Origin of the sequence: Hallella colorans, from assembly GCF_003096815.1 — a bacterium.
In the GTDB taxonomy this organism is placed as follows: Bacteria; Bacteroidota; Bacteroidia; order Bacteroidales; family Bacteroidaceae; genus Prevotella; species Prevotella colorans.
In genome coordinates this window covers 1-20,689 of the sequence record NZ_QENY01000024.1, presented here as the reverse complement: position 1 = coordinate 20,689, position 20,689 = coordinate 1, and the positions used below count along the sequence as shown (strand labels likewise).

General features: G+C 46.4%; 15 protein-coding genes. 10 read left to right on the top strand and 5 right to left on the bottom strand.

Translation table 11 applies throughout. The features are described 5' to 3' along the window. Positions 1-48 precede the first annotated feature (48 nt). Complete coding sequence (locus C7379_RS10765) at positions 49-1,317, top strand: hypothetical protein (RefSeq protein ID WP_133241894.1); 1,269 nt, start codon at positions 49-51, stop codon at positions 1,315-1,317. A 35-nt stretch (positions 1,318-1,352) separates the two neighbouring features. Beyond that, the gene (locus C7379_RS10760) at positions 1,353-2,402 is read left to right on the top strand and encodes a DNA/RNA non-specific endonuclease (RefSeq protein WP_116617315.1); all 1,050 of its coding nucleotides are present in this window, start codon (positions 1,353-1,355) and stop codon (positions 2,400-2,402) included. 958 nt (positions 2,403-3,360) lie between these two features. Here the strand turns inward: C7379_RS10760 and C7379_RS10755 are convergent. Continuing rightward, complete coding sequence (locus tag C7379_RS10755) at positions 3,361-5,118, bottom strand: calcineurin-like phosphoesterase C-terminal domain-containing protein (protein ID WP_207773426.1); 1,758 nt, start codon at positions 5,116-5,118, stop codon at positions 3,361-3,363. A gap of 269 nt (positions 5,119-5,387) precedes the next feature. Beyond that, complete coding sequence (locus C7379_RS10750) at positions 5,388-5,939, bottom strand: DUF3332 domain-containing protein (RefSeq protein ID WP_116617313.1); 552 nt, start codon at positions 5,937-5,939, stop codon at positions 5,388-5,390. 272 nt (positions 5,940-6,211) lie between these two features. On the opposite strand from C7379_RS10750, the gene C7379_RS10745 reads away from it, so the two are divergent. The 8 genes from C7379_RS10745 (at position 6,212) to C7379_RS10710 (ending at position 14,443) form a co-directional block, all read left to right on the top strand. Further along, positions 6,212-6,802: a 30S ribosomal protein S16 gene (locus C7379_RS10745; RefSeq protein ID WP_116617335.1), complete on the top strand. Its 591-nt coding sequence runs from the start codon at positions 6,212-6,214 to the stop codon at positions 6,800-6,802. 525 nt (positions 6,803-7,327) lie between these two features. Further along, complete coding sequence (locus C7379_RS10740) at positions 7,328-8,470, top strand: replication initiation protein (protein ID WP_116617312.1); 1,143 nt, start codon at positions 7,328-7,330, stop codon at positions 8,468-8,470. Positions 8,471-8,513: 43 nt separating this feature from the next. Continuing rightward, positions 8,514-9,032, top strand: coding sequence for a DUF4494 domain-containing protein (locus tag C7379_RS10735; RefSeq protein WP_116617311.1), 519 nt, complete (start codon positions 8,514-8,516; stop codon positions 9,030-9,032). After that, entirely contained in the window at positions 9,032-9,706 is a 675-nt protein-coding gene (locus C7379_RS10730; RefSeq protein WP_116617310.1) for a YggS family pyridoxal phosphate-dependent enzyme, read from the top strand. The genes C7379_RS10735 and C7379_RS10730 overlap by 1 nt, the downstream gene beginning before the upstream one ends. Positions 9,707-9,710: 4 nt before the next feature. After that, positions 9,711-10,202 (top strand): Fur family transcriptional regulator, encoded by a 492-nt coding sequence (locus C7379_RS10725; protein ID WP_243406784.1) that lies wholly within the window; start codon positions 9,711-9,713, stop codon positions 10,200-10,202. Positions 10,203-10,217: 15 nt separating this feature from the next. Beyond that, the gene (locus tag C7379_RS10720; protein WP_116617309.1) at positions 10,218-11,495 is read left to right on the top strand and encodes an adenylosuccinate synthase; all 1,278 of its coding nucleotides are present in this window, start codon (positions 10,218-10,220) and stop codon (positions 11,493-11,495) included. 8 nt (positions 11,496-11,503) lie between these two features. After that, the gene (gene hisS, locus C7379_RS10715; RefSeq protein WP_116617308.1) at positions 11,504-12,874 is read left to right on the top strand and encodes a histidine--tRNA ligase; all 1,371 of its coding nucleotides are present in this window, start codon (positions 11,504-11,506) and stop codon (positions 12,872-12,874) included. Between the two features lie 489 nt (positions 12,875-13,363). Further along, positions 13,364-14,443: a tetratricopeptide repeat protein gene (locus tag C7379_RS10710; RefSeq protein WP_133241893.1), complete on the top strand. Its 1,080-nt coding sequence runs from the start codon at positions 13,364-13,366 to the stop codon at positions 14,441-14,443. A gap of 731 nt (positions 14,444-15,174) precedes the next feature. Here C7379_RS10710 and carB read toward each other — a convergent pair. The 3 genes from carB to C7379_RS10690 form a co-directional block, all read right to left on the bottom strand. Further along, a complete protein-coding gene (gene carB, locus C7379_RS10700; protein ID WP_116617305.1) occupies positions 15,175-18,396 on the bottom strand; it encodes a carbamoyl-phosphate synthase (glutamine-hydrolyzing) large subunit in 3,222 nt (1,073 codons plus the stop codon). Between the two features lie 8 nt (positions 18,397-18,404). Next, complete coding sequence (carA, locus tag C7379_RS10695; RefSeq protein WP_116617304.1) at positions 18,405-19,481, bottom strand: glutamine-hydrolyzing carbamoyl-phosphate synthase small subunit; 1,077 nt, start codon at positions 19,479-19,481, stop codon at positions 18,405-18,407. 205 nt (positions 19,482-19,686) lie between these two features. Beyond that, positions 19,687-20,484, bottom strand: a complete 798-nt coding sequence (locus tag C7379_RS10690; protein ID WP_116617303.1) for a polysaccharide biosynthesis/export family protein — start codon at positions 20,482-20,484, stop codon at positions 19,687-19,689. Between the last annotated feature and the right edge of the window lie 205 nt (positions 20,485-20,689).

Below are 20,689 nucleotides of genomic sequence, written 5' to 3'. Positions count from 1 at the left end.
TTTCCGTTTTGATGTAATATCACTAATAATTTAACGACACAAACAAACATGATTAAAAACTTACGACTAACAATCTTATCGCTATTAGCATTCATTTCGACGGCGGCGTTGGCAAACGAATACAGACATGTGTTCGATGCCGCGACACTTAACGGCGACGGCGTGGTTGAATTAAGCCACGTGAACTGGGAAATCATCGCTACAGGCGCCGGCTATTGGGGATACCAAGAGCTCAAAGGTCAACAAATAGGTAGTGCCAATAAACCAGCAAAGACCATTACGCTTTCCACATCAGACATTAAAGGCTCAGTATCGAAGATAATAGTAAACACAAGCGGCGCGAAAGGTATCGACGCCACACTCTCCGTGACAGTAGGAGACACGACGTTTGGCACGCCATACAAACTCACGGCTTCTCCATCATCGGCATCATTCACCGATAACGCTTCTGGAAAGATTACGCTTCTCTTTCAGCAACAATCCTCAAAAGCCATCTATATCAAGTCTATCCAAATAGTATATACCGAAGGCGGTGGTACGATAAATCCTCCCGCAGAAGAAAAGATAGCCAAGGTTAATAGTATCGCGGAATTTGTAGCTTTACCTAATGGCAAGGAAGGAACGCTCTATTTAAGCAATGACATGAACGCTCGTGTGACATACGTACATGGCTCCACTGCCTATTTGCGTGACAAAACGGGCGCCATATGCTTCTATCAGTTTGACAAGACACCCACAATGGCATATAACGACCATGTGGCGGGCTACATAACTGGTAAAAAAATGATGGTGGGCAATATGCCTGTCATGGTAGCAACAGACAAAACCAATACCAATCTACTTGCCATCGCCAAACCTGTGACCGAGTTAAACGTCGAGCCAACAGTCATTAAGTCCGCAGACTGGTCTAAGCATTACGCCGATTGGGTTACTATCAAAGATGTGAAAATGCAGGACGCAAACATAGGAAACGATGGTACCGGGAATGTAAATGTCGCAAATACCTTTAATATAACCCCTATTGACGCCTTGGAGGCCAGCTGCACATACAACCTTTCGGGCATCGCAAACGCCACAACGAATGGTATCGACGAACTCAGTTTGGTGTACAATGAGGCTTCGGCGAGACAAGGCAACCCATCAGCAGATGTTGCCGCGAAGTTCTCGCCCATAAGCAAAGTCACGACAGGGATTGGCGCACTTGTTAACAATAAGCAGAGCCATGCCATCATATACGACATTACAGGACGACGTGTTTCGCCCGCAAAAATGTCGAAGGGCATTTATATCTTTAACGGAAAAAAATACATAAAATAGTTTTTGTTCATACCACCTATTATTATATTGAACACATGAAAAGACAATTGCTTTTTTTATTCGCCATATTTATAGCTTTCAACGCCACTGCTCAATCTGACAAAATGGTTAAGAGCGTGACGCTAAAAACTGGTGTCGCTTTCAACTATGACAAGGATGCGCAAGACAGTGTGCGAGTGATTTTCACGCCAAGTGGCGACTCGTTGGGTATCAAAATATACACAAAGAGAGAAGGCTCGGTAGATTTTCTTTACTCCCAGATACACCATGTCGTTTTTTGGAGCAACCAACCCTCAATTATTCCCGACGGCACCAATGTCAATAAAAATAACGAAATAGACTTACAGAAAAACCCAGAGGCTTGGCGATTGGAGTTTCCAAAATTGTACCAAGGTTCTGACATTACTTTTGAAGTAACTCACTCCACGCCCAATTATGGTATCACTTATTCGATAGAGTGGGATGGCAAACGGCGCGCTAACAGATGGTCGTGCTATCAAATGTATGCCGGTAACATGCTAAAAAACGTGAAAAGACAGAATGCTTTTATAGAAGACCCCAAGATACCATCTGTCTATAATGTTTCTCCTAATGAATATAGTGGCTCTGGCTACAGCCGTGGGCACTTGTGTCCATCAGGAGATCGACTTTGCTCAAAAGAACAAAACTCACAGACATTCTACATGTCTAATATGCAACCACAAATCCAGGCGCATAATGGAGGCGTGTGGGGTAATTTGGAAAACAAGGTAAGGAGCACGTGGGCGCCACAGGGAAAAGATTCCAAAGACACTTTATACGTTGTAAAAGCGGCCACAATTGATCCGGGAAACATCAAAGGATATACCAAGACAGAACTTATCGTACCCAAATATTTCTATATGGCGCTGCTTTATTACAGCAAGTCTTCTAACAGTTATTCGGCCATAGGCATATGGTCCCCACACGAGGAGAACAGCGTGACAGAATACATCACCATAGATGAGTTGGAACGAAGAACGGGCATAGATTTCTTCTGCAACCTGCCTGACAATATAGAAAACGAGGTGGAGAGCAAGATAGATAACGAAAAATGGGGTACTTAAAAAGCCTTATTCAACCAATCATAAAATATAACTCACTCTTCTATACTGGAAAGTCAAGGCAGGTGGGAGACAAGACATACATTTCCAATAACAAATCATAAATGTCAATAGCAAAAATGAGAAGCGCTGTTAATGAATTGCCAAGAACTCCATGACTTGTTAAAATATTTGTCAAAGATTATTTTTTCAAAGCGAGTGGAAACATTCGAAAAAAAATGATTTCTGGTTGTCAATTGCTTGTGGAACCTGTGTTGTTGAGTGGGTGACATGGCAATTAGTGCCTAATCGTGTGACAATTAGGTATCAATGAGTTCGTCAATGCGTGCTGATCATGTGCTCATTAATACTTAATTGCACGACGATTAAGCCTTAATGGCAAGGGATAGAAGCATGCGTGGTTTCTCGTGAATTTAAGACTCGTTGTATTTTCCTGAATTACAAGATATTATGTTAAGCATCTTTTTTCGTGTTTTTCAGAAGAATCTTGTGGCTTTGGGCGTTAATAAGGTGTGACAATAGGTGTTGTTGAATTATTTCATCATATTTTTAATTTGTTGTTTCACCGTCGCTATATGTACGTGTGCACAGTACATCGCACGGTTGGGGCTTGATTTATCATGTTACGCTCCCTCGGCCGTGCGTGTTCCTCTTCGTTGCAATTCACAATTTGACAACGACATAAATGATATTGTTTAATAATATGTCGTAATGGTGAATCGTGACAAATTGTAACCCTACTATTTACGTCGTGGCTGTTTTTATTATGTCAACTCAAAAGCTGATAAAGTTGATTTTGAGCACTAACCTCTATATTGTTTTGCAAGATCACGATATGCTAATATCTCACTACTTTCCTATGGTAAGTGCAAGGATATGTTGAGAATACATGGTTGAGACGAGAGGGCCACGCCAAATTTGTTGGCACGGTTGCGACGTGAATGTCTTGGGCGGATAGGGTTTACTTTCTTTTCTTGTAATAGTGTGCAAAATTGTAGAACGGTTCTTGGATGATGTCAGCGCTTCTTGCGGTGTACACATTGCCATATGGGTCGGTGGCCTCGATGATAATGCCATTGCGTCGTGACTTGGGCTTGTAATAGTAGAGGTGGTTCATGATGAGATAGCCATTGTGCTTGCTGACAAACCAATAACTGACAGACTGGCTGTACTGGTGATGGTAGCCTGTGGCGAAAGCATCTTGCCCTTTGCTGTTGATACGGGTCATGGGGTGTTCTACGCCATTCTCGATGGCTAAAATCTTCCATCGCGAGTCGGCGTTGAACACGTTGGCCACCACCACGCCGCTGTCTGTAGGCAGTTTCCAGTCTTTGGCATAGCTCTCTTTGTTATAATTGGCGTCTGCCCTGAAGAGAGTCATCTGCAATGCCGGCGACAATAGCGTGGCTTTGTACCTGCAATTTGCCAGGCTGCTCGATTTGAATTGATAGATATAATAGCCATTTGGCGTGCCACAGATATTGATATTTGATTGCCAGATGGCTCCGCAAGCGGCAGCGTGGCAGTGCTCAAGCACGTGATGCCCATCGAGGTCGATCTCGTGATTGAGCGCGAAATGCGTGTGTCCACAGAATAACTCGTACCCCCCCTTGAACCGCTCAAGCAACGAAAGCAGCGTTTTGAGGCGTGAGGAGTAAAAATGTCCACGCTCGGTGGGGGCTTGCAAAGGCACGGCAGTGCTGCTGGGACTGTTTCCAAACGTTAGCGGAATGTGGTAGCAGAGCACCACTTTTTTGCTGGTGTCGGCTAAGGCAAGGTCTTGGGCTATCCATTCCATCTGCTCATCGGTGGGCTCGCCCGGTGAGTAATAGAGTGCGCCATGATAGAAGTTGCAATCATTGAAACACACATAATGCACGTCTCCTCGGTCGAAAGAATAATCGGTGGGCCCCCAGTTTTGTTCCCATTTCTCGGTATAGATACGCTTGCCATCTTGGTCGTGGTTGCCGATGACAGAAAAAACGGTCATCTTGGTGGAGCCGAGTGCTTGGCGCACCTGTAGCTCGAGCGAGTCGTTGTATCCGCCGTAATACTGCACGTCGTCGCCCATGGACATGCCATAAATGGGTGTCTCGGCCGGCAGCGAGTCGATGGTGTGCCTGATGTCGGCTATCGTCTCGTCGGTGAAGCGTGCCACGTCCGATTTCTCCACCAAATTGTCGTTAGGTCCTGTGTAGTAGGGATTGATGACATTGGTGGCTTGTGGGTCGCCAATAATTATCATGCGATGGTCAACCTCCTTGCCGTTCTTGAGCCTTGTGAGCGTGAAATCATAGATGGAGTCGTTGGCGTTGATGGCCTTGTAGAAACATGCCGTATGGTCGTTGGGGGCGTGCGTGGGAACCTCGCAATAATCGGGCACGGTGTAATAGACGAACCTGGCCTTGGGGTTGCGGTGCAACGCATAGTGCCCGGCAGAGTCGGTCACGGTGCAACTGTAGCTGTCGCTTACCACAACGCCGGGCATTGCGGTGCCGGTGGTGTCGGTCACGGTGCCTCGAAGGCTGTCTTTCAAAGCTCGTTCGGCTTCGGCATCTCTGAGTGCTTGTGCCATAATTGAGTCGTACTCAGCTTGATAGCGCATGGCGTTGATGCGGTCACGCTCTCTGATTTGAGCGGAGTGGCTGATCATAGAGCTAACCATGATACCTGTAAAGACTAATACGGCCACGAACCCGAGGCTGATTTCTTTTCTCATCTTGTTCTCGCTCATAAACTGTTTCGGGGGTGCTTTGTTATGTTTGTTGGAGTTTTTTTCTTTTCAACGCGGATGCGTGGTAGCACGGTGGGTGTCTTGGTACGTGTCGAGCACCGTGTAAAAAGTGGGAATAAAGGTAAAAAACATCCCATACGAACCAAAGTGTTTTGGGATGTCTTTTTGCAATAAATGTCGTTTCTGGGCAACATGAAGGTCGTTTAAAGCCTTGCTGGGTGTACCGTAGAATGGTATATGCCGCCCTTTTAGATTTATCTTGCGGCGAAGAACCTCCCGTCATTCATGGCCATGCGCACTTGGTACAGCCCGGCCTCGTCGGGTGTGACGTTCAGTTTTGTGCCGTCAGGGAGGTTGGCTTGGATGGTGCCATCACTGTTGAAACGAAATATCTCGGTTTTCTTGCCTTTTTGAATTTGCGACCAAGCGTCTGTTTTCTTGTCGTAAACGAAAGAGATAGTTTCTCCGGTGGGGAGCATGATGTCGTAGCCGTCGGCTTTGTAGGTTACCGCATAGTATTTTCCATCTTGGCCCATCACCTGTTTGACAGTACCCACTTTCATGGCCATGGGATTGTCCCCAGTCCAAAACTCAATGGTGTTGAGAATGAGCATGTCTGCCATTCCAGCTATTGCATAGGCTGGAGAGATGACGATGAAGATAATTTCGTTAAGAAATTTGTTGTCTGTGGCGTTTCTGTTCCATGACGCCAACTTGTTGAACATGGAGAATGTGCCCACGCAAGAGGTCGTAAAGAAGATGCCAGCCATGAGGCATGTGGCCAATGTTAAATGTCTTGTTTTCATATTTGATTATGATGTTTATACTGAAAAACCGCGTAAATTTAGATATATAATTTTGTAAAAGATGGTTTTTGGATAGATTTAACATAATTTTCTACGATTGGTGTAGATTGGAGTGGCGTGATGAGGCTGAAAGCATTTTCTTAATATTCCTTAATTAAGTGGAGAAAAAATGGCAATATGAGGTTGGCAATGAACTAAAAGTAGTAACTTTGCAGTCGCTTCCACGAGATGGAGGCATAATTCAAACCTTATATAAAAGATTTAAAAACAAAATGGCAACAAAAATCAGATTGCAACGAGGCGGTCGTAAGAACTATGCGTTCTACAGAATCGTTATCGCAGATGTAAGAGCTCCACGCGATGGTAAAATTACAGAGAAGATTGGTACTTACAATCCCAACACCAATCCTTCAACCGTAGATTTGAATTTCGAGCGCGCTCTTTATTGGGTAGAAACGGGTGCACAGCCTACTGACACCGTACGTAACATTCTTAGACAAGAGGGTGTGTATATGATGAAACACCTTAAGGGCGGTGTGAAAAAGGGTGCTTTTGACGAGGCCGCATGTCAGCAAAAGTTTGACGCATGGAAAGCGAGCAAAGATCAAAAGTTGACAGAGGCTCGCAACGCAAATGCTAAGAGTCGTCAAGACTTGGCTGCGAAAGCATTGGAACAAGAGAAGAGTGTGAACGAGGCTATTGCCAAGAAAATAGCAGACAAGAAAGCTGCCGAAGCTGCCGCAAAAGCTGAGGCTGAGGCCGCCGCTAAAGCAGAAGCTGAGGCTAAGGCTGCCGAGGAGTCTGCTGCACAGGCAGAAGCAGAGGGCGCTAAGACTGAAACAGAGGGCGCTGCGGCAGAATAAAGCCGTACGACGTAATACTATCTTGCATTCCCAAACACAGCTAAGTGTTTGGGAATGTCATTTAAGGACAGCTCAGAAAATTACAAACATATATAATAATGTGAGAAATTTCAATTATGTCTTGTTATCTTTGTGTTTTCTTAAATTCAAAACGTAGGTTCGTTTTGTCACGTGGCTTGCTACGCTTACAATCTTACGGAATATATTTAGCTTGAAAACAAACTCATAATTTGGCATGTTTGATTTTTAAAACTATCCTTAAAAAAAACAAACGCAACGAGGTTTTTTGCCTTGTTGCGTTTTCAGTTGGCACGCAATGTCAGCTTTGATAAGGCTGCCGTGCGAGCGATGCGAGATCATGTGTGCGGTGGGAGACTTGGCGCACAATTGTTAATGGAGAAAAGTGGCGGAAACACTTGGTTGTGTTTTCGTTTTTTATTTATCGCAACTTTTGGTAGAACCGAAAAATAATCTTAACTTTGTAAGCATCACAAAAGGGAAAGCCGCTAAAAAAATATCTATTTGATGGCAGAAGAAATATCGACAGTAATACCGGCAACTAAAAGGACAACCAAGACGACAAAGGCTGTGGTCGGTGTCGGTAAGGGTAAAAAGCGCGAGGTTAAACGCAATATCCCCACGGAGCTTATACCTGTGGAGGAAGAGACATGGCTGCTTCAACCCATAGCGGTAACCATGATGCGGCACGATTATTCGCTGATACAGATCAGAATACTCGTCACGATCGTTGAATTCATGCAGAACAAGCTTCATAAGATTCTTAATAAAGAGAAGATGGAGCCAGGCATTTTTTCGGATGTGGAACTTGACAATGATGGCCGGCTTGAAATCAAGACGCTGTTTAAAACATTGGGCGTAGACCCAAACCATTACCCTCAATTGCGTCAAAGTTTGAAAATGCTCGCAGCCATTCCGGTGGAGATACCTTATAAAACCACGGACGGGCGCAGCTACCTTAAAGTGACTAACTTGTGCGATGTGTATATTCCTAAAGACACTGGGCTGTATGAAAAGTATGCGCTATTGAAAATAGATCGCACCGTGGCTCAGCGTTTGGTGTCGCTCGATTTGGGGTACCATAGGCTGGGAAAACAGATTGTGTTTGCGTGTCGTAATCGGTACACACAGCGAATATACATGTTTATAGAAAGTTGGCTTGACAAAGGTGGAACAAGAATAAAAACGTTGGATTTCAGGAAAATGCTACGACTGGAAAACAATTACAATAAATTCAGCGACTTCACGAGGCGCGTGTTGAATCCTGCCAAGGAAGAGTTGCAGTCTCTTGCGGAGAATGGTTTTTGTGATTGTTACTTCGATTACGAGAAACGTTACAATCATGGGCAACGTGGTGGAGAGCCTGACGAGTTGGTGTTTACTATTTTCAGGGCTAAAAATAAGCTTAATCACCAACTTAAAGACATCACGGAAATGCAGCGCAATCAGTTCTCAGACATGTTGATGCGATATTTTGGATTTGAGGTGGCAGTGGCTAAAAAGATGAGTGAGCGAGTTACGCCAGAAAACTATCAGGGAGCTGTCTCGAAGTTGGTTGATTTGAGAAACAGGTTGCGTAGCGACTTGACCATTCACGACAGGGCAGCTTACACATATCGTGTGTTAGACAACTTGTTTAGAGGAGTGTAGATTAATTTTACTATATAATATTATTTTGTTTATAGAATACAACATGAAATCCAGAACATCAGATTGGTTTGAGACCAAAATAAAATATGACAAGACACAGGAGGATGGGTCGCAAAAATCCGTAGTGGAGCAGTATGTTGTAGACGCCCTTAGTTTCACGGAGGCGGAGAGCACGCTCATTGAAGAGATGTCGGCTTATATCAGTGGCGATTTTAAGATTGCCGGAATAAAGCCTGCGCCTTACCATGAGATATTTTTCAGTGACAGTGCCTCGGCTGACAAGTGGTATAGAGCCAAGTTGTCATTTATCACCATTGATGAAAAAACGGAAAAAGAAAAGCGTTCCACGGTGAACTATTTGGTTCAGGCCGCTTCTTTGCCGGGAGCGGTGAAAAGCATAGAAGAGGTTATGGGTGGAACGATGATCGACTATGTGATAGCCTCGATAGCTGAGACATCGTTTATGGATGTGTTCTTGCATACCGACAATATGGCGAAAGGGGAGGCCAACGACGTTCCAGAATACGAAGCGCAGTCACAAGAAGAGAAAGGAACGGAGTGATGAAGGTTGATGTTGCTAAAAACTTAAGTAAAGTACTTGAGCAGCTTCCTGAAGGCGTTAGTCTGGTTGCCGTGAGCAAATTTCATCCGAAAGAATATATAGAGGCTGCCTATCAAGCTGGACAGCGCATATTTGGTGAGAGCCATGAGCAGGAGTTGCGAGTTAAAGTGGAGGAGCTGCCTAAGGATATCTTGTGGCATTTCATTGGACATTTGCAAACCAACAAGGTGAAATATGTCGCTCCTTACATTTCAATGATTGAGGCTGTGGATACCCTTAAACTTTTGAAGGAGATCAACAAACAGGCTGCCAAATGTGGACGCGTCATAGACGTGCTGCTTGAGTTGCATATCGCGGAGGAGGCGACAAAATATGGTTTCTCCATAGACGACTGTCGAAACATGCTGAAAGCGGGTGAATGGAAACAGTTAACTAACGTTCGGATATGCGGCTTAATGATGATGGCAAGCAATGTGGACGATGAAAACCAAATCGCGGCAGAGATGAACCAAGCTGCAGATTTTTTTGATGAGGTAAAGCGTGATTATTTCGCTGACGCTGATTATTTTCGTGAACGGTCGTGGGGCATGAGCCAAGATTATAGGGTAGCGGTGAGATGCAGGTCTACGATGGTAAGAGTTGGAACCTATATATTTGGGCCAAGGGTCTATTGAGACGATGGTAAAAAACAAGATGTTCAGTAACGCTCGAAAGATATTGGACGATTTTTTAGATGTCACAGCTGGAAGAAAAACGCCGGAGCGATATGCCATCTTGGAAGCCATCTATGATATTGATGGGCATTTCACGGTTGAGGAGCTAAACGACCGACTCTCTAATGAAAAGTTTGTGGTGAGTAGAGCCACGCTTTACAACACCTTAAAACTGTTTCAAATGATACACCTTGTGGTGCGTCACAAGCTCATTGACAAAACAAAATATGAAGCTGCGTTAAGGAACGACTCGCACAGTCATCAGATTTGCACTATGTGTGGCAAAGTGAACGAGGTGACATTGCCTGACGTGGAGGATAGCATTAGAGACGCTCGCTTGCGTCGTTTCAGAAAAGAGGGCTTCACGCTCTATATTTATGGTATTTGCAGTAGTTGTCAATCACGGTTGACTCGACGTAGAACCATCAGAAATAAAACTAAATCGGACAACAAATAATTATATAGATAGCTTATGAATACCGGGAAAGTGGATGTCCTGCTGGGTTTGCAGTGGGGTGATGAGGGTAAGGGTAAAGTTGTAGACGTGCTTACTCCGAAGTATGATGTGGTAGCTCGTTTTCAGGGAGGACCCAACGCTGGGCACACCTTAGAGTTCGAAGGGCAGAAGTATGTTTTACGCAGCATCCCCTCTGGCGTGTTTCAAGGAGGCAAGATCAATATCATTGGCAATGGTGTGGTGCTGGCTCCAGACTTGTTTATGAACGAGGCCAAAGACTTGGAAAAGAGTGGCCATGAGTTGCAATCTCGTCTGCACATTTCATCCAAGGCGCATCTCATCATGCCTACCCATCGCATATTGGATCGCGCGTTGGAAGTCGCGAAAGGCAAGGCCAAGGTGGGCACAACCGGCAAAGGCATAGGTCCGACCTACACAGACAAGGTCAGTCGCAACGGATTGCGCGTAGGAGACATATTAGAAGGTTTCGAAGAGAAGTATGCGGCGCATAAAGAACGTCACATGAAAATGCTCTCTTCTATGGGCTGGACTGATTTTGACGGATTTGAGGAGACTGAGAAAACATGGATGGAGGGTGTCGAGTTTCTTCGCCGTTTCAAGATAGTCGATAGTGAGCACGAGGTGAACAGGACTCTCAAAGATGGTAAATCCATTCTTTGCGAGGGAGCGCAAGGCACCATGCTCGATGTTGATTTTGGTAGCTATCCCTTTGTAACCTCAAGTAACACCATTTGTGCCGGAGCCTGTACGGGTTTGGGAATTGGTCCGAACAAGGTCGGAAACGTTCTCGGTATTATGAAAGCTTACTGTACACGCGTAGGTTCAGGACCGTTCCCGACAGAGCTTTTCGATGATACCGGAAAGCGCATCCGTGACCTTGGCCATGAGTATGGAGCGGTGACGGGGCGTGAACGCCGTTGTGGATGGGTAGACCTCGTGCAACTAAGATATAGCATCATGGTGAATGGCGTAACCCAGTTGATTATGATGAAGAGTGATGTGCTTGATGATTTTGACACCATCAAGGCTTGCGTGGCTTACGAATTGCCTGATGGCAGCACCACCCCTGATTTCCCATACGACATTAACAACGTTAAACCTGTCTACGAAGAGCTGGAGGGTTGGAAGACCGACATGACCAGGTTCACGAGCGAAGAAGAGTTCCCCAAAGCGTTCAATAATTATATCAAGTTTATCGAGGATCAATTGGAGACACCTATAACCATCGTCTCCATAGGTCCGGATAGAAGTCAAACCATCATAAGGAAATAACAAAGAGAATGGGAAACAACAAACCATCCATCCCTAAGGGCACCCGAGATTTTGGCCCTGACGAGATGGCCAAACGCAATTATATCTTCGACACCATCAAAGAAGTCTATGCTCTATACGGTTTTCAACAAATAGAGACACCGGCTATGGAGACGCTTCGCACCCTCATGGGCAAATATGGAGAGGAAGGTGACAGGCTACTTTTCAAAGTGTTGAACTCTGGTGACTATTTTAAAGGTATCACGGACGAGGAGCTTCAAGAGCGTAACACGCTGTATCTTCAGACCAAATTGTGCGAAAAGGGCTTGCGATACGACCTCACGGTTCCTTTCGCCAGATACGTGGTGATGCATCGTGAAGAACTCCAAATGCCATTCAAGCGTTATCAAATCCAACCTGTTTGGCGCGCTGACCGACCACAAAAAGGACGGTATCGCGAATTTTACCAATGTGACGCGGATATCGTTGGCTCCGACTCTCTGCTCAATGAAGTGGAGTTGATGCAGATTGTCGATACTGTTTTCCAAAAATTTGGCGTCAACGTACAAATCAAAATCAACAACAGGAAGATACTTACCGGCATTGCAGAGGTTATTGGCGAGTCCGAGAAAATCATCGATATCACTGTTGCTATAGATAAATTGGACAAGATTGGTATTGACAATGTCAATGAGGAATTGCGTAATGCCGGTATAGCCGAGGATGCTATCGCACGCCTTCAGCCTATCATTGCGTTCCAAGGAAGCAACAATGAGAAATTGGATACCATCGCGGAAGTTCTTAAAACATCGGAAACAGGACTGAAGGGGGTGGAAGAATCTCGTTTTATCCTGAACACATTACAGGCAGTTGGCCTTCACAACGAAATACAGTTGGACCTCACCTTGGCTCGCGGGTTGAATTATTACACGGGTGCTATCTTTGAGGTTAAAGCCCTTGACACGCCTATGGGCTCTATCACTGGTGGTGGCCGATACGACAATCTCACCGGTATATTTGGCATGCCGGGCCTTTCCGGTGTAGGCATATCGTTTGGTGCCGACCGCATTTATGACGTGCTCAACACGCTTGACCTTTATCCCAAGGATGCCGTGGCAACCACGCAATTGCTTTTTATCAATTTTGGTGACAAGGAAACGGCTTATTGCATGCCTTTGGTGGCCAAGGCGAGAGCTGCCGGAATACGCACGGAAATTTATCCAGACAAGGCCAAAATGAAAAAACAGATGACTTATGCCAATACCAAAAATATAGCGTATGTGGCTTTGGCCGGTGATAATGAGATGGCGGAGGGCAAGGTTACGCTAAAGAATATGGCTACGGGAGAACAGTTGTTGTTGACTGCGGACGAGCTTATCGAGACCGTCAACAAACAATAAGCGTTAGATGTCGTGTATAGATAAGGTTGCCGTTAAGTTTTATTTAACGGCAACCTTATTTTTAATCTGTTACTTTTATAAGGCAAATCATCACTTATACGTTTGTATTTTCTCCCCTTTTTTGTTTGACTTTCAGTGCGATAAACTCCACAATGTTTATAATAAGCGATTTTACGGCAGCAGAAAAATCTTGTTCAGACATCAATCCGGAACGAGGGTGTAGCATGGTATTGCAAGTTTTTTTTGATGAAACTATATTGGTGGACAATCACGTTGAGAATGGTCGGTCGTCTATTTTCGCTTTTTTGGCACGGTTTGCAACAGTCCTCAAGCTATCCTGTCCATTGCTATTTTTAACCAATAAAGTTGTTTTGTAAACATGTTTTTTTTCTAAAAATTGTTCTTTATCATTTTTTCTCGTTAACTTTGTCTTTGTCAGTATCAACTTTTTATTTCCTTCGCAAAAGAATCTGTTAATTTAAATCGCCAATGAAATCCTTTTTATTAATCACATTTTTCAGCCTCATGGCTCCACTTTTCGCGCATGCTGATAATGATTGGGCTATATTCAAACATAAGGGCGATAGTTGCATGCGCGCGTATGACGTGTTCCATGCCACGCAATATTACCAACAAAGCATTGCGCTCAATCCTTCGAATGTGGATGTGCGCAGGCAGTTGGCTTCGTGTTACCGCCAATCTGCCGACAATATGGCTTGCGTGTCATGCCTCGACAATATACCGCGGGATAGTGTGAACCACAAGGATATGCGTATGTACTATTACTGCATGTTAGATATGGGCGACAAGGACAAAACGGCTTATTGGGGCGACCGTATCGTGGCTACATACCCATACGACAGCGAGATTGTTGGCTCGCTTGCCACTTATTACAATGACAACAACATGCCGGGCAAGGCGGAGGCTGTGGCAAAAAGCTATATCACCCAATGCGACTCCACCAATCTGTACGTGAACAAAGCCTACGCCTATTCGTTATATTTGCAGTTCAGGTACGATGAGGCTATTCCTGTGTACAATAAGTTGATAGCTCAAGGCTATGACAATTTTATTTCCAACTTCGTACTTGGTCTTTGTTATGAGCATTTTTCCCAGTATGCCAACTATCCCAAAGCACACTACCATCTAACCCGAGCCTCCAAGTTCAAAGATAATAACGCCACGTGTTTCTACCGTTTGGCATTGGTTGAGAAAGAGCTTTACATGGACTCCTTGGCGCTGGAGCATTTCAATCGTGCCATCGAGACCGCCACGCCGAGGGCAAGGATGTGCGACATATACAAAAAGATGGCTGATTTACATTTTCAGCACAGCCAATACGAGGCCGCTGGGCGCGCTTTCGAACTAAGTCTTTTGTACGATGACGAAGACACACCCGTCAACTACTACAATGCGGCACAGATGTACATAGCCTCAAAAAACGATTTGAAAGCCAAGCTATACCTACAACTTTTTCTCTCAAAGGCTGTACGGCTGAAAGATGATGGGCAGAACAAACTTCTGGTTTCCAAGGCTAAAGCGCAGCTGGCTCAATATGGCGCTCGGTAGACGCAGGTTGTCTTGGGGCGGCCATTTTTACCCATATCGATAGCGAGAGACGCAGCTTGGCGTGCCTTCGGTATATTTTGGTCTCGTTATATTGACCACCTTGGAATGTACACAAGCATTTGTATTGTAAGATATTAGTCACGAAAAACGATGCTTGCGATAGTCTCGTTTTGGAACGGCAGCCACCGTCTTGTGTTACGCAAGATGCCCTTTTTGCGCTTATATTTTTGTCAGCAGTGTGCGATGAGTGCCTTATCGTGTTTCGTTTAGGCCTTGATGACGCTGCGTTTTGGTCTTAATGACCTTGCCTTTAAGCCCTGAACGAGCCGCCATTAGTATTGAATGGCAAAACGTTGATAAAACTTTTTCCCAGAAAACACGTTGCGACGCTTATAATATTATGAGTATAAGCGGTTTGCGAAAAACTCAAATGCTTGGCGTATTTGTGACCTTGATACATGCCGTTTGCAAATACGCCCAGCATTTGAGACCTTTTGTCATATATTTTCATCATATTCTTTGATAGCGCGCATGTGTATTGATCGCGCATGCGCACTGTCTTTTCACAAAAAGAGCGAATGGCAAGTTGACCGCCAATCGCTCTTTAGGAGGGTTTGTTGGGACAAGACATGGCTTAAAAGATCCAAACTCCCAACAAGTGCTTGTGGCTCAAAGGGGTGGGGTGGGAGAGTTCCGTGTCATTGCTTTCAAGTGCTCTCCACCCAACCTGCTTAGTATTCGCCCCACGCCTTGATGTCAATGTCTTTTGGCTCCAAGGTGCAAAAAGCGGTGATATATGCCCCGGCTAAACGGCTGTTAGTGATAACCGGCACGTTGAGGTCGATGGCCGCGCGCCTGATTTTGTAACCGTTGGTCAGTTCGTGGGTGGTCAAGTCTTTTGGAATGTTGACCACCATGTCTATCTTTTTTTCGTGGAGCAGTGTCAAAGCCTGCGGCTCCTTGTCCTCGTCAGATGGCCAATACACCAAGGTGTTTGGTATGCCATTTTCCTCGAGATACTTGGAGGTTCCGCTTGTGGCGTACAGCTCATAGCCGTGGTCTATCAGCATCTTGGCCGCGTCGAGCATCTCGGCTTTCTGCTTGGCTCCACCCGTTGAGAGCAGGACGGTGTGTTTGGGTATGCGCTGCCCCACGGAGAGCATGCTTTTGAGCAACGCTTGGTTGGTGTCGTCGCCGAGACAGCCCACCTCGCCAGTGGAACTCATGTCGACACCAAGCACGGGGTCGGCTTTCTGCAAACGGTTAAACGAGAACTGGCTGGCTTTGATGCCCACGTAGTCAAGGTCAAAGAGGTTTTTGTTGGGTTTCTCGACAGGCACGCCGAGCATCACCTTGGTGGCCAAATCGATGAGATTTAGTTTCAGCACTTTAGACACGAAGGGGAACGAGCGGCTCGCGCGCAGGTTGCACTCGATGACAAGGATGTCGTTCTCGCGTGCCATGTATTGTATGTTGAAAGGTCCGGAGATATGCAATTCCTTGGCTATTTGGCGGCTGATGCGTTTAATTCGGCGCACGGTCTCAATGTATAGCTTCTGTGGTGGAAACTGGATGGTGGCGTCGCCGGAGTGCACGCCGGCAAACTCGATGTGCTCAGAGATGGCGTATGCCAGTATCTCGCCATCCTTGGCGACGGCGTCCATCTCTATCTCCTTGGCGTGCTCGATAAACTTGGACACCACCACGGGATGGTCCTCGCTCACGTTGGCCGCCAATTTGAGGAAACGCACCAATTCTTCTTTGTTGGAGCATACGTTCATGGCAGCGCCCGAAAGTACGTAGCTTGGGCGTACCAAGACAGGAAAGCCCACGCGGTCCACGAATTGCTCAATGTCGGCCATCGAAGTCAGCGCGCTCCATTCGGGCTGATTTATGCCGTTGCGGGTGAGCATACTTGAGAACTTGGCGCGGTCTTCTGCGTTGTCAATATCCTTGGCCGATGTTCCGAGGATGGGCACGTTCTCCGCGTCCAAATACATGGCCAGGTTGTTAGGAATCTGCCCGCCCGTGGACACGATGACGCCGTGCGGGTTTTCGGCCTCGATGATGTCCATGACTCGCTCGAAGGTCAACTCATCAAAGTAGAGCCGATCGCACATGTCATAGTCGGTCGATACGGTCTCGGGATTGTAATTAATCATTATGCTGCGGTAACCCTGCTTGCGTATGGTGTTTAACGCTTGTACCCCACACCAGTCGAACTCCACCGAGCTGCCGATACGATAGGCGCCCGAGCCAAGCACAATGATGGAGCGTTTGTCGTTGGAGAAGGTCACGTCATTGGCCACGCCAGCATAGGTCAAATACAGGTAGTTGGTCTGCGCGGGATACTCCGCGGCCAAAGTGTCTATCTGTTTTACCACGGGAACGATGCCATATTGCTTGCGCAGGCGGCGTACCACAAGCACGGCTTGGTGCATGTTCATCTCTTGTTCCAACCCGATGGCGCGCGCAACTTGGAAATCGGTGAACCCATACACCTTGGCCTCGCGCAGAAGCTCAGCGCCGAGGGTGTTAATATTGGCCTTTCCAAGTGTCTCGTCAATGTCGATAATATGCTTGAGTTTGTACAAGAACCATTTGTCTATTTTTGTCAAGTCGTGTATTTGGTCGATGGAATAACCTCTGTGCATGGCTTTGGAGATTACGAAAATGCGTTTGTCAGTGGGTTCTTGGAGAGCCGCCTCGATATCGTCAATCTCCAACTCTTTGTTCTCCACGAAGCCGTGCATGCCTTGACCGATCATGCGCAAGCCTTTCTGGATGGCCTCCTCGAAGTTGCGCCCTATGGCCATCACTTCGCCCACGCTTTTCATGCTTGAGCCAAGCTCACGGTCCACGCCTTTGAACTTGGAGAGGTCCCACCGCGGTATCTTGCAAACCACATAGTCCAAGGCAGGCTCGAAAAACGCGCTCGTGGTCTTGGTAACCGAGTTTTTCAGCTCGAAAAGCCCGTACCCCATGCCCAACTTGGCGGCTACAAAGGCCAAAGGATAGCCTGTGGCTTTGGAGGCCAAGGCCGAGCTGCGGCTCAATCGGGCGTTCACCTCGATGACACGATAATCCTCACTGGCCGGGTCGAACGCGTACTGCACGTTACACTCGCCTACAATGCCGATGTGGCGCACTATCTTGATGCTCAATTCGCGCAACTTATGGTACTCGCTGTTGGAAAGTGTCTGTGACGGAGCGATAACGATAGACTCGCCGGTGTGAATGCCGAGCGGGTCAAAATTCTCCATGTTACACACCGTGATGCAGTTGTCGTAACGGTCGCGCACCACCTCGTATTCTATTTCTTTCCATCCCTTCAGGCTTTTCTCCACAAGCACTTGGGGCGAGAAAGCAAATGCTTTCTCACAGATCTTGCGCAGTTCGTCATCGTTGTTGGCAAAGCCAGAGCCAAGTCCTCCCAAAGCGTAGGCGGCGCGAACGATGACTGGATAGCCAAGGTCGTGGGCCGCTTGGAGCGACTCTGACATATTCTCACAAGCCTCGCTCTTGATGGTCTTTACTTTGATTTGGTTCAGTTTCTCCACGAACAACTCTCTGTCCTCGGTGTCCATGATGGCGCGCACGGGCGTGCCAAGCACCTTGACATGATATTTTTCCAACACGCCACTCTCGTATAGCTGCACGCCACAGTTGAGCGCTGTTTGCCCGCCAAAACTGAGCAGGATGCCATCGGGACGCTCTTTCTCAATGACGCGCTCCACGAAATAAGGCTGAACGGGCAAGAAATATATTTGGTCGGCCACGCCTTCTGAAGTTTGGACGGTGGCGATATTTGGATTGATGAGCACGGTCTCTATACCCTCCTCGCGCAAAGCCTTGAGCGCTTGTGAGCCAGAATAGTCAAATTCGCCAGCCTCGCCAATCTTCAGCGCGCCCGAACCCAACAACAACACTTTCTTGATAGCTGTATCTTTCATCTTGTGTTTTACTTTAAAGTTTCAATGAATTTGTCGAACATGAACATGGTGTCTACTGGCCCGGCGCAAGCCTCCGGGTGGAATTGGCTGGTGAACCAAGGGTTGGTCTTGTGGCGTATGCCTTCGTTTGACCCATCGTTCATGTTTACGAAAAGTTCCTGCCAATCGTCATCAAGCGTTGACGTGTCGACAGCGTAGCCATGATTTTGGGATGTTATATAGCATCTCTCCGTGCCCACCATGCGCACGGGCTGGTTGTGACTGCGATGTCCGTATTTGAGTTTGTAGATATTGGCTCCCGCTGCCTTGCCCAAGAGCTGGTTGCCCATACAGATGCCACAGATGGGTTTAGAGCTGATGCTCATGTGCTTGCGAATGATATCCACGGCGGCTTGACAAGTATCGGGGTCGCCGGGACCGTTGGCTAAGAAGAGTCCGTCATAGCTCATGGCTGTATAGTCGTAGTTCCAAGGCACCCTGATGACTTCCACGCCACGTTTGACAAGGCTTCGAATGATGTTGGCCTTGACGCCACAATCCACGAGAACCACTTTTTTGCCAGCTCCCTCATTGTATTTGACAACCTCTTTGCATGACACTTGGTCCACGAAGTTCACTCCCTCATAATCTGCTTGCGGAATGTTGTCAGGTTCATCATCGAATATAATCTGCCCCATCATCACGCCATGATCGCGCAGCACTTTGGTGAGCTGGCGTGTGTCTATGCCTGTGATGCCGGGCACGTGCTCTCGTTTGAGCCAATCGCCTAAGCTCTCCACGGCGTTCCAATGGCTGTATGCCTCGCAATAGTCGGCCACAATGATAGCCGAAGCATGGATCTTGTCGCTCTCCATGAACGTGGGCAGGCCGTTAGCCTCTGTGGTGAAGGGTGGAACGCCATAGTTGCCTACCAATGGAAAGGTAAGGGTCATTAACTGTCCGGCATATGATGGGTCGGTGAGCGACTCTGGATAGCCCATCATGGCCGTGTTGAAAACTACTTCGCCGGCAACGGGCGCGTCATAGCCGAAGGATTGACCATGAAACTTTGTTCCGTCTGATAATACTAAAGTAACGTTCTTCATCTTGTCGCTTATTTTCTTTTTTTAGACTGTTTGTTGTTGTGCTTGCGGACATGTAGGGGTGCATGTTTGGGTGGTAGGCTGTCGCAGAAACCTACAATCGCGGTGGAAATATATGAAAAATGGAATATTAATGATTACGCGGACGTAATGATTAATATTCCATTTTTCATATATTCAGGATTAATAATTTTATCCAAGTTTTTAATTATCTCAATATGTTGAACAATAACGAGGCGGTGGAAGTTATCAAGCCAACCACAGAGAACCATAGTGTGGTGCTTGAGCCGATGCTGGAGTTTTTGGCTTTGGTGGAGTTTGGCTCAACATAGATAATGTCGTTTTGCTGGAGATAATAATACGGCGAATTGAAAATGTTGCCATCGTTGAGATTGATGCGGGTGGCATGTTTTTCTCCCGTGGCGTCTTCGCGTATCAAAAGCACGTTGTTTCGCTTGCCGTATATGCTAAGGTCACCAGCCGACGCGAGCGCCTCGATGATACTCATCTTCTCTGTTGTGACAGGGATGACTTTGGGTGAGCCAACTTCGCCGATAACGGTGACGCGATAACTGGCCATCCGAACGGTTACGATGGGATTTTCTTTCTCATTCAGGTATGGCCTGATTTTTTCTTTAATCATATCCTCACATTCTGTCTTGGTCTTGCCAGCCACATGCAATTCGCCAATGATGGGGAAGTTGATGTTGCCCTCATTGTCGACAAGATAGCCTTGTAATGATTGTGAAGAGGAGGCAAGCTGCCCACCAGTGCTTACAGTGCTTCCCACCGTGAGATTGAAAGGGGCCGAGGCTTCGGGATTGGTGGTCATCACGGTGATGGTGAGTTGGTCTTTGGGCATGATGTGAGCATCATACAAACCTCTTGACGCGGCTAAGCTGATGGTGTCGATGTTTTTGAAATAAGCAACATGTTTGCTGCTTGAACAACTGCCAAGAAGCAGGGCCGTTGTTATAAAAAGGAATGAGATTAAAAATTTCTTCATATTGTCAAATGGCTGTTGTCAGGCATATTTTTTGCAAAATTAATATTTAATTTCCAAAGGTACAAATAAATAATGTGTTTATTTATATTACTGTCCGCTAAACTTTTGGGTAAGATACAAATTTAGGGCTGACACTTCTCACGAGGTATCAGCCCTTTTTGTTATCTTTGCTTTTGTTCCCAAACTCAGATAACATGGGCAAAAG

Coding starts and splice junctions, on each gene's coding strand:
- C7379_RS10765 (WP_133241894.1), top strand. CDS start 49: ATGATTAAAAACTTACGACTAACAATCTTATCGCTATTAGCATTCATT.
- C7379_RS10760 (WP_116617315.1), top strand. CDS start 1,353: ATGAAAAGACAATTGCTTTTTTTATTCGCCATATTTATAGCTTTCAAC.
- C7379_RS10755 (WP_207773426.1), bottom strand. CDS start 5,118: ATGAGAAAAGAAATCAGCCTCGGGTTCGTGGCCGTATTAGTCTTTACA.
- C7379_RS10750 (WP_116617313.1), bottom strand. CDS start 5,939: ATGAAAACAAGACATTTAACATTGGCCACATGCCTCATGGCTGGCATC.
- C7379_RS10745 (WP_116617335.1), top strand. CDS start 6,212: ATGGCAACAAAAATCAGATTGCAACGAGGCGGTCGTAAGAACTATGCG.
- C7379_RS10740 (WP_116617312.1), top strand. CDS start 7,328: ATGGCAGAAGAAATATCGACAGTAATACCGGCAACTAAAAGGACAACC.
- C7379_RS10735 (WP_116617311.1), top strand. CDS start 8,514: ATGAAATCCAGAACATCAGATTGGTTTGAGACCAAAATAAAATATGAC.
- C7379_RS10730 (WP_116617310.1), top strand. CDS start 9,032: ATGAAGGTTGATGTTGCTAAAAACTTAAGTAAAGTACTTGAGCAGCTT.
- C7379_RS10725 (WP_243406784.1), top strand. CDS start 9,711: ATGGTAAAAAACAAGATGTTCAGTAACGCTCGAAAGATATTGGACGAT.
- C7379_RS10720 (WP_116617309.1), top strand. CDS start 10,218: ATGAATACCGGGAAAGTGGATGTCCTGCTGGGTTTGCAGTGGGGTGAT.
- hisS (WP_116617308.1), top strand. CDS start 11,504: ATGGGAAACAACAAACCATCCATCCCTAAGGGCACCCGAGATTTTGGC.
- C7379_RS10710 (WP_133241893.1), top strand. CDS start 13,364: ATGAAATCCTTTTTATTAATCACATTTTTCAGCCTCATGGCTCCACTT.
- carB (WP_116617305.1), bottom strand. CDS start 18,396: ATGAAAGATACAGCTATCAAGAAAGTGTTGTTGTTGGGTTCGGGCGCG.
- carA (WP_116617304.1), bottom strand. CDS start 19,481: ATGAAGAACGTTACTTTAGTATTATCAGACGGAACAAAGTTTCATGGT.
- C7379_RS10690 (WP_116617303.1), bottom strand. CDS start 20,484: ATGAAGAAATTTTTAATCTCATTCCTTTTTATAACAACGGCCCTGCTT.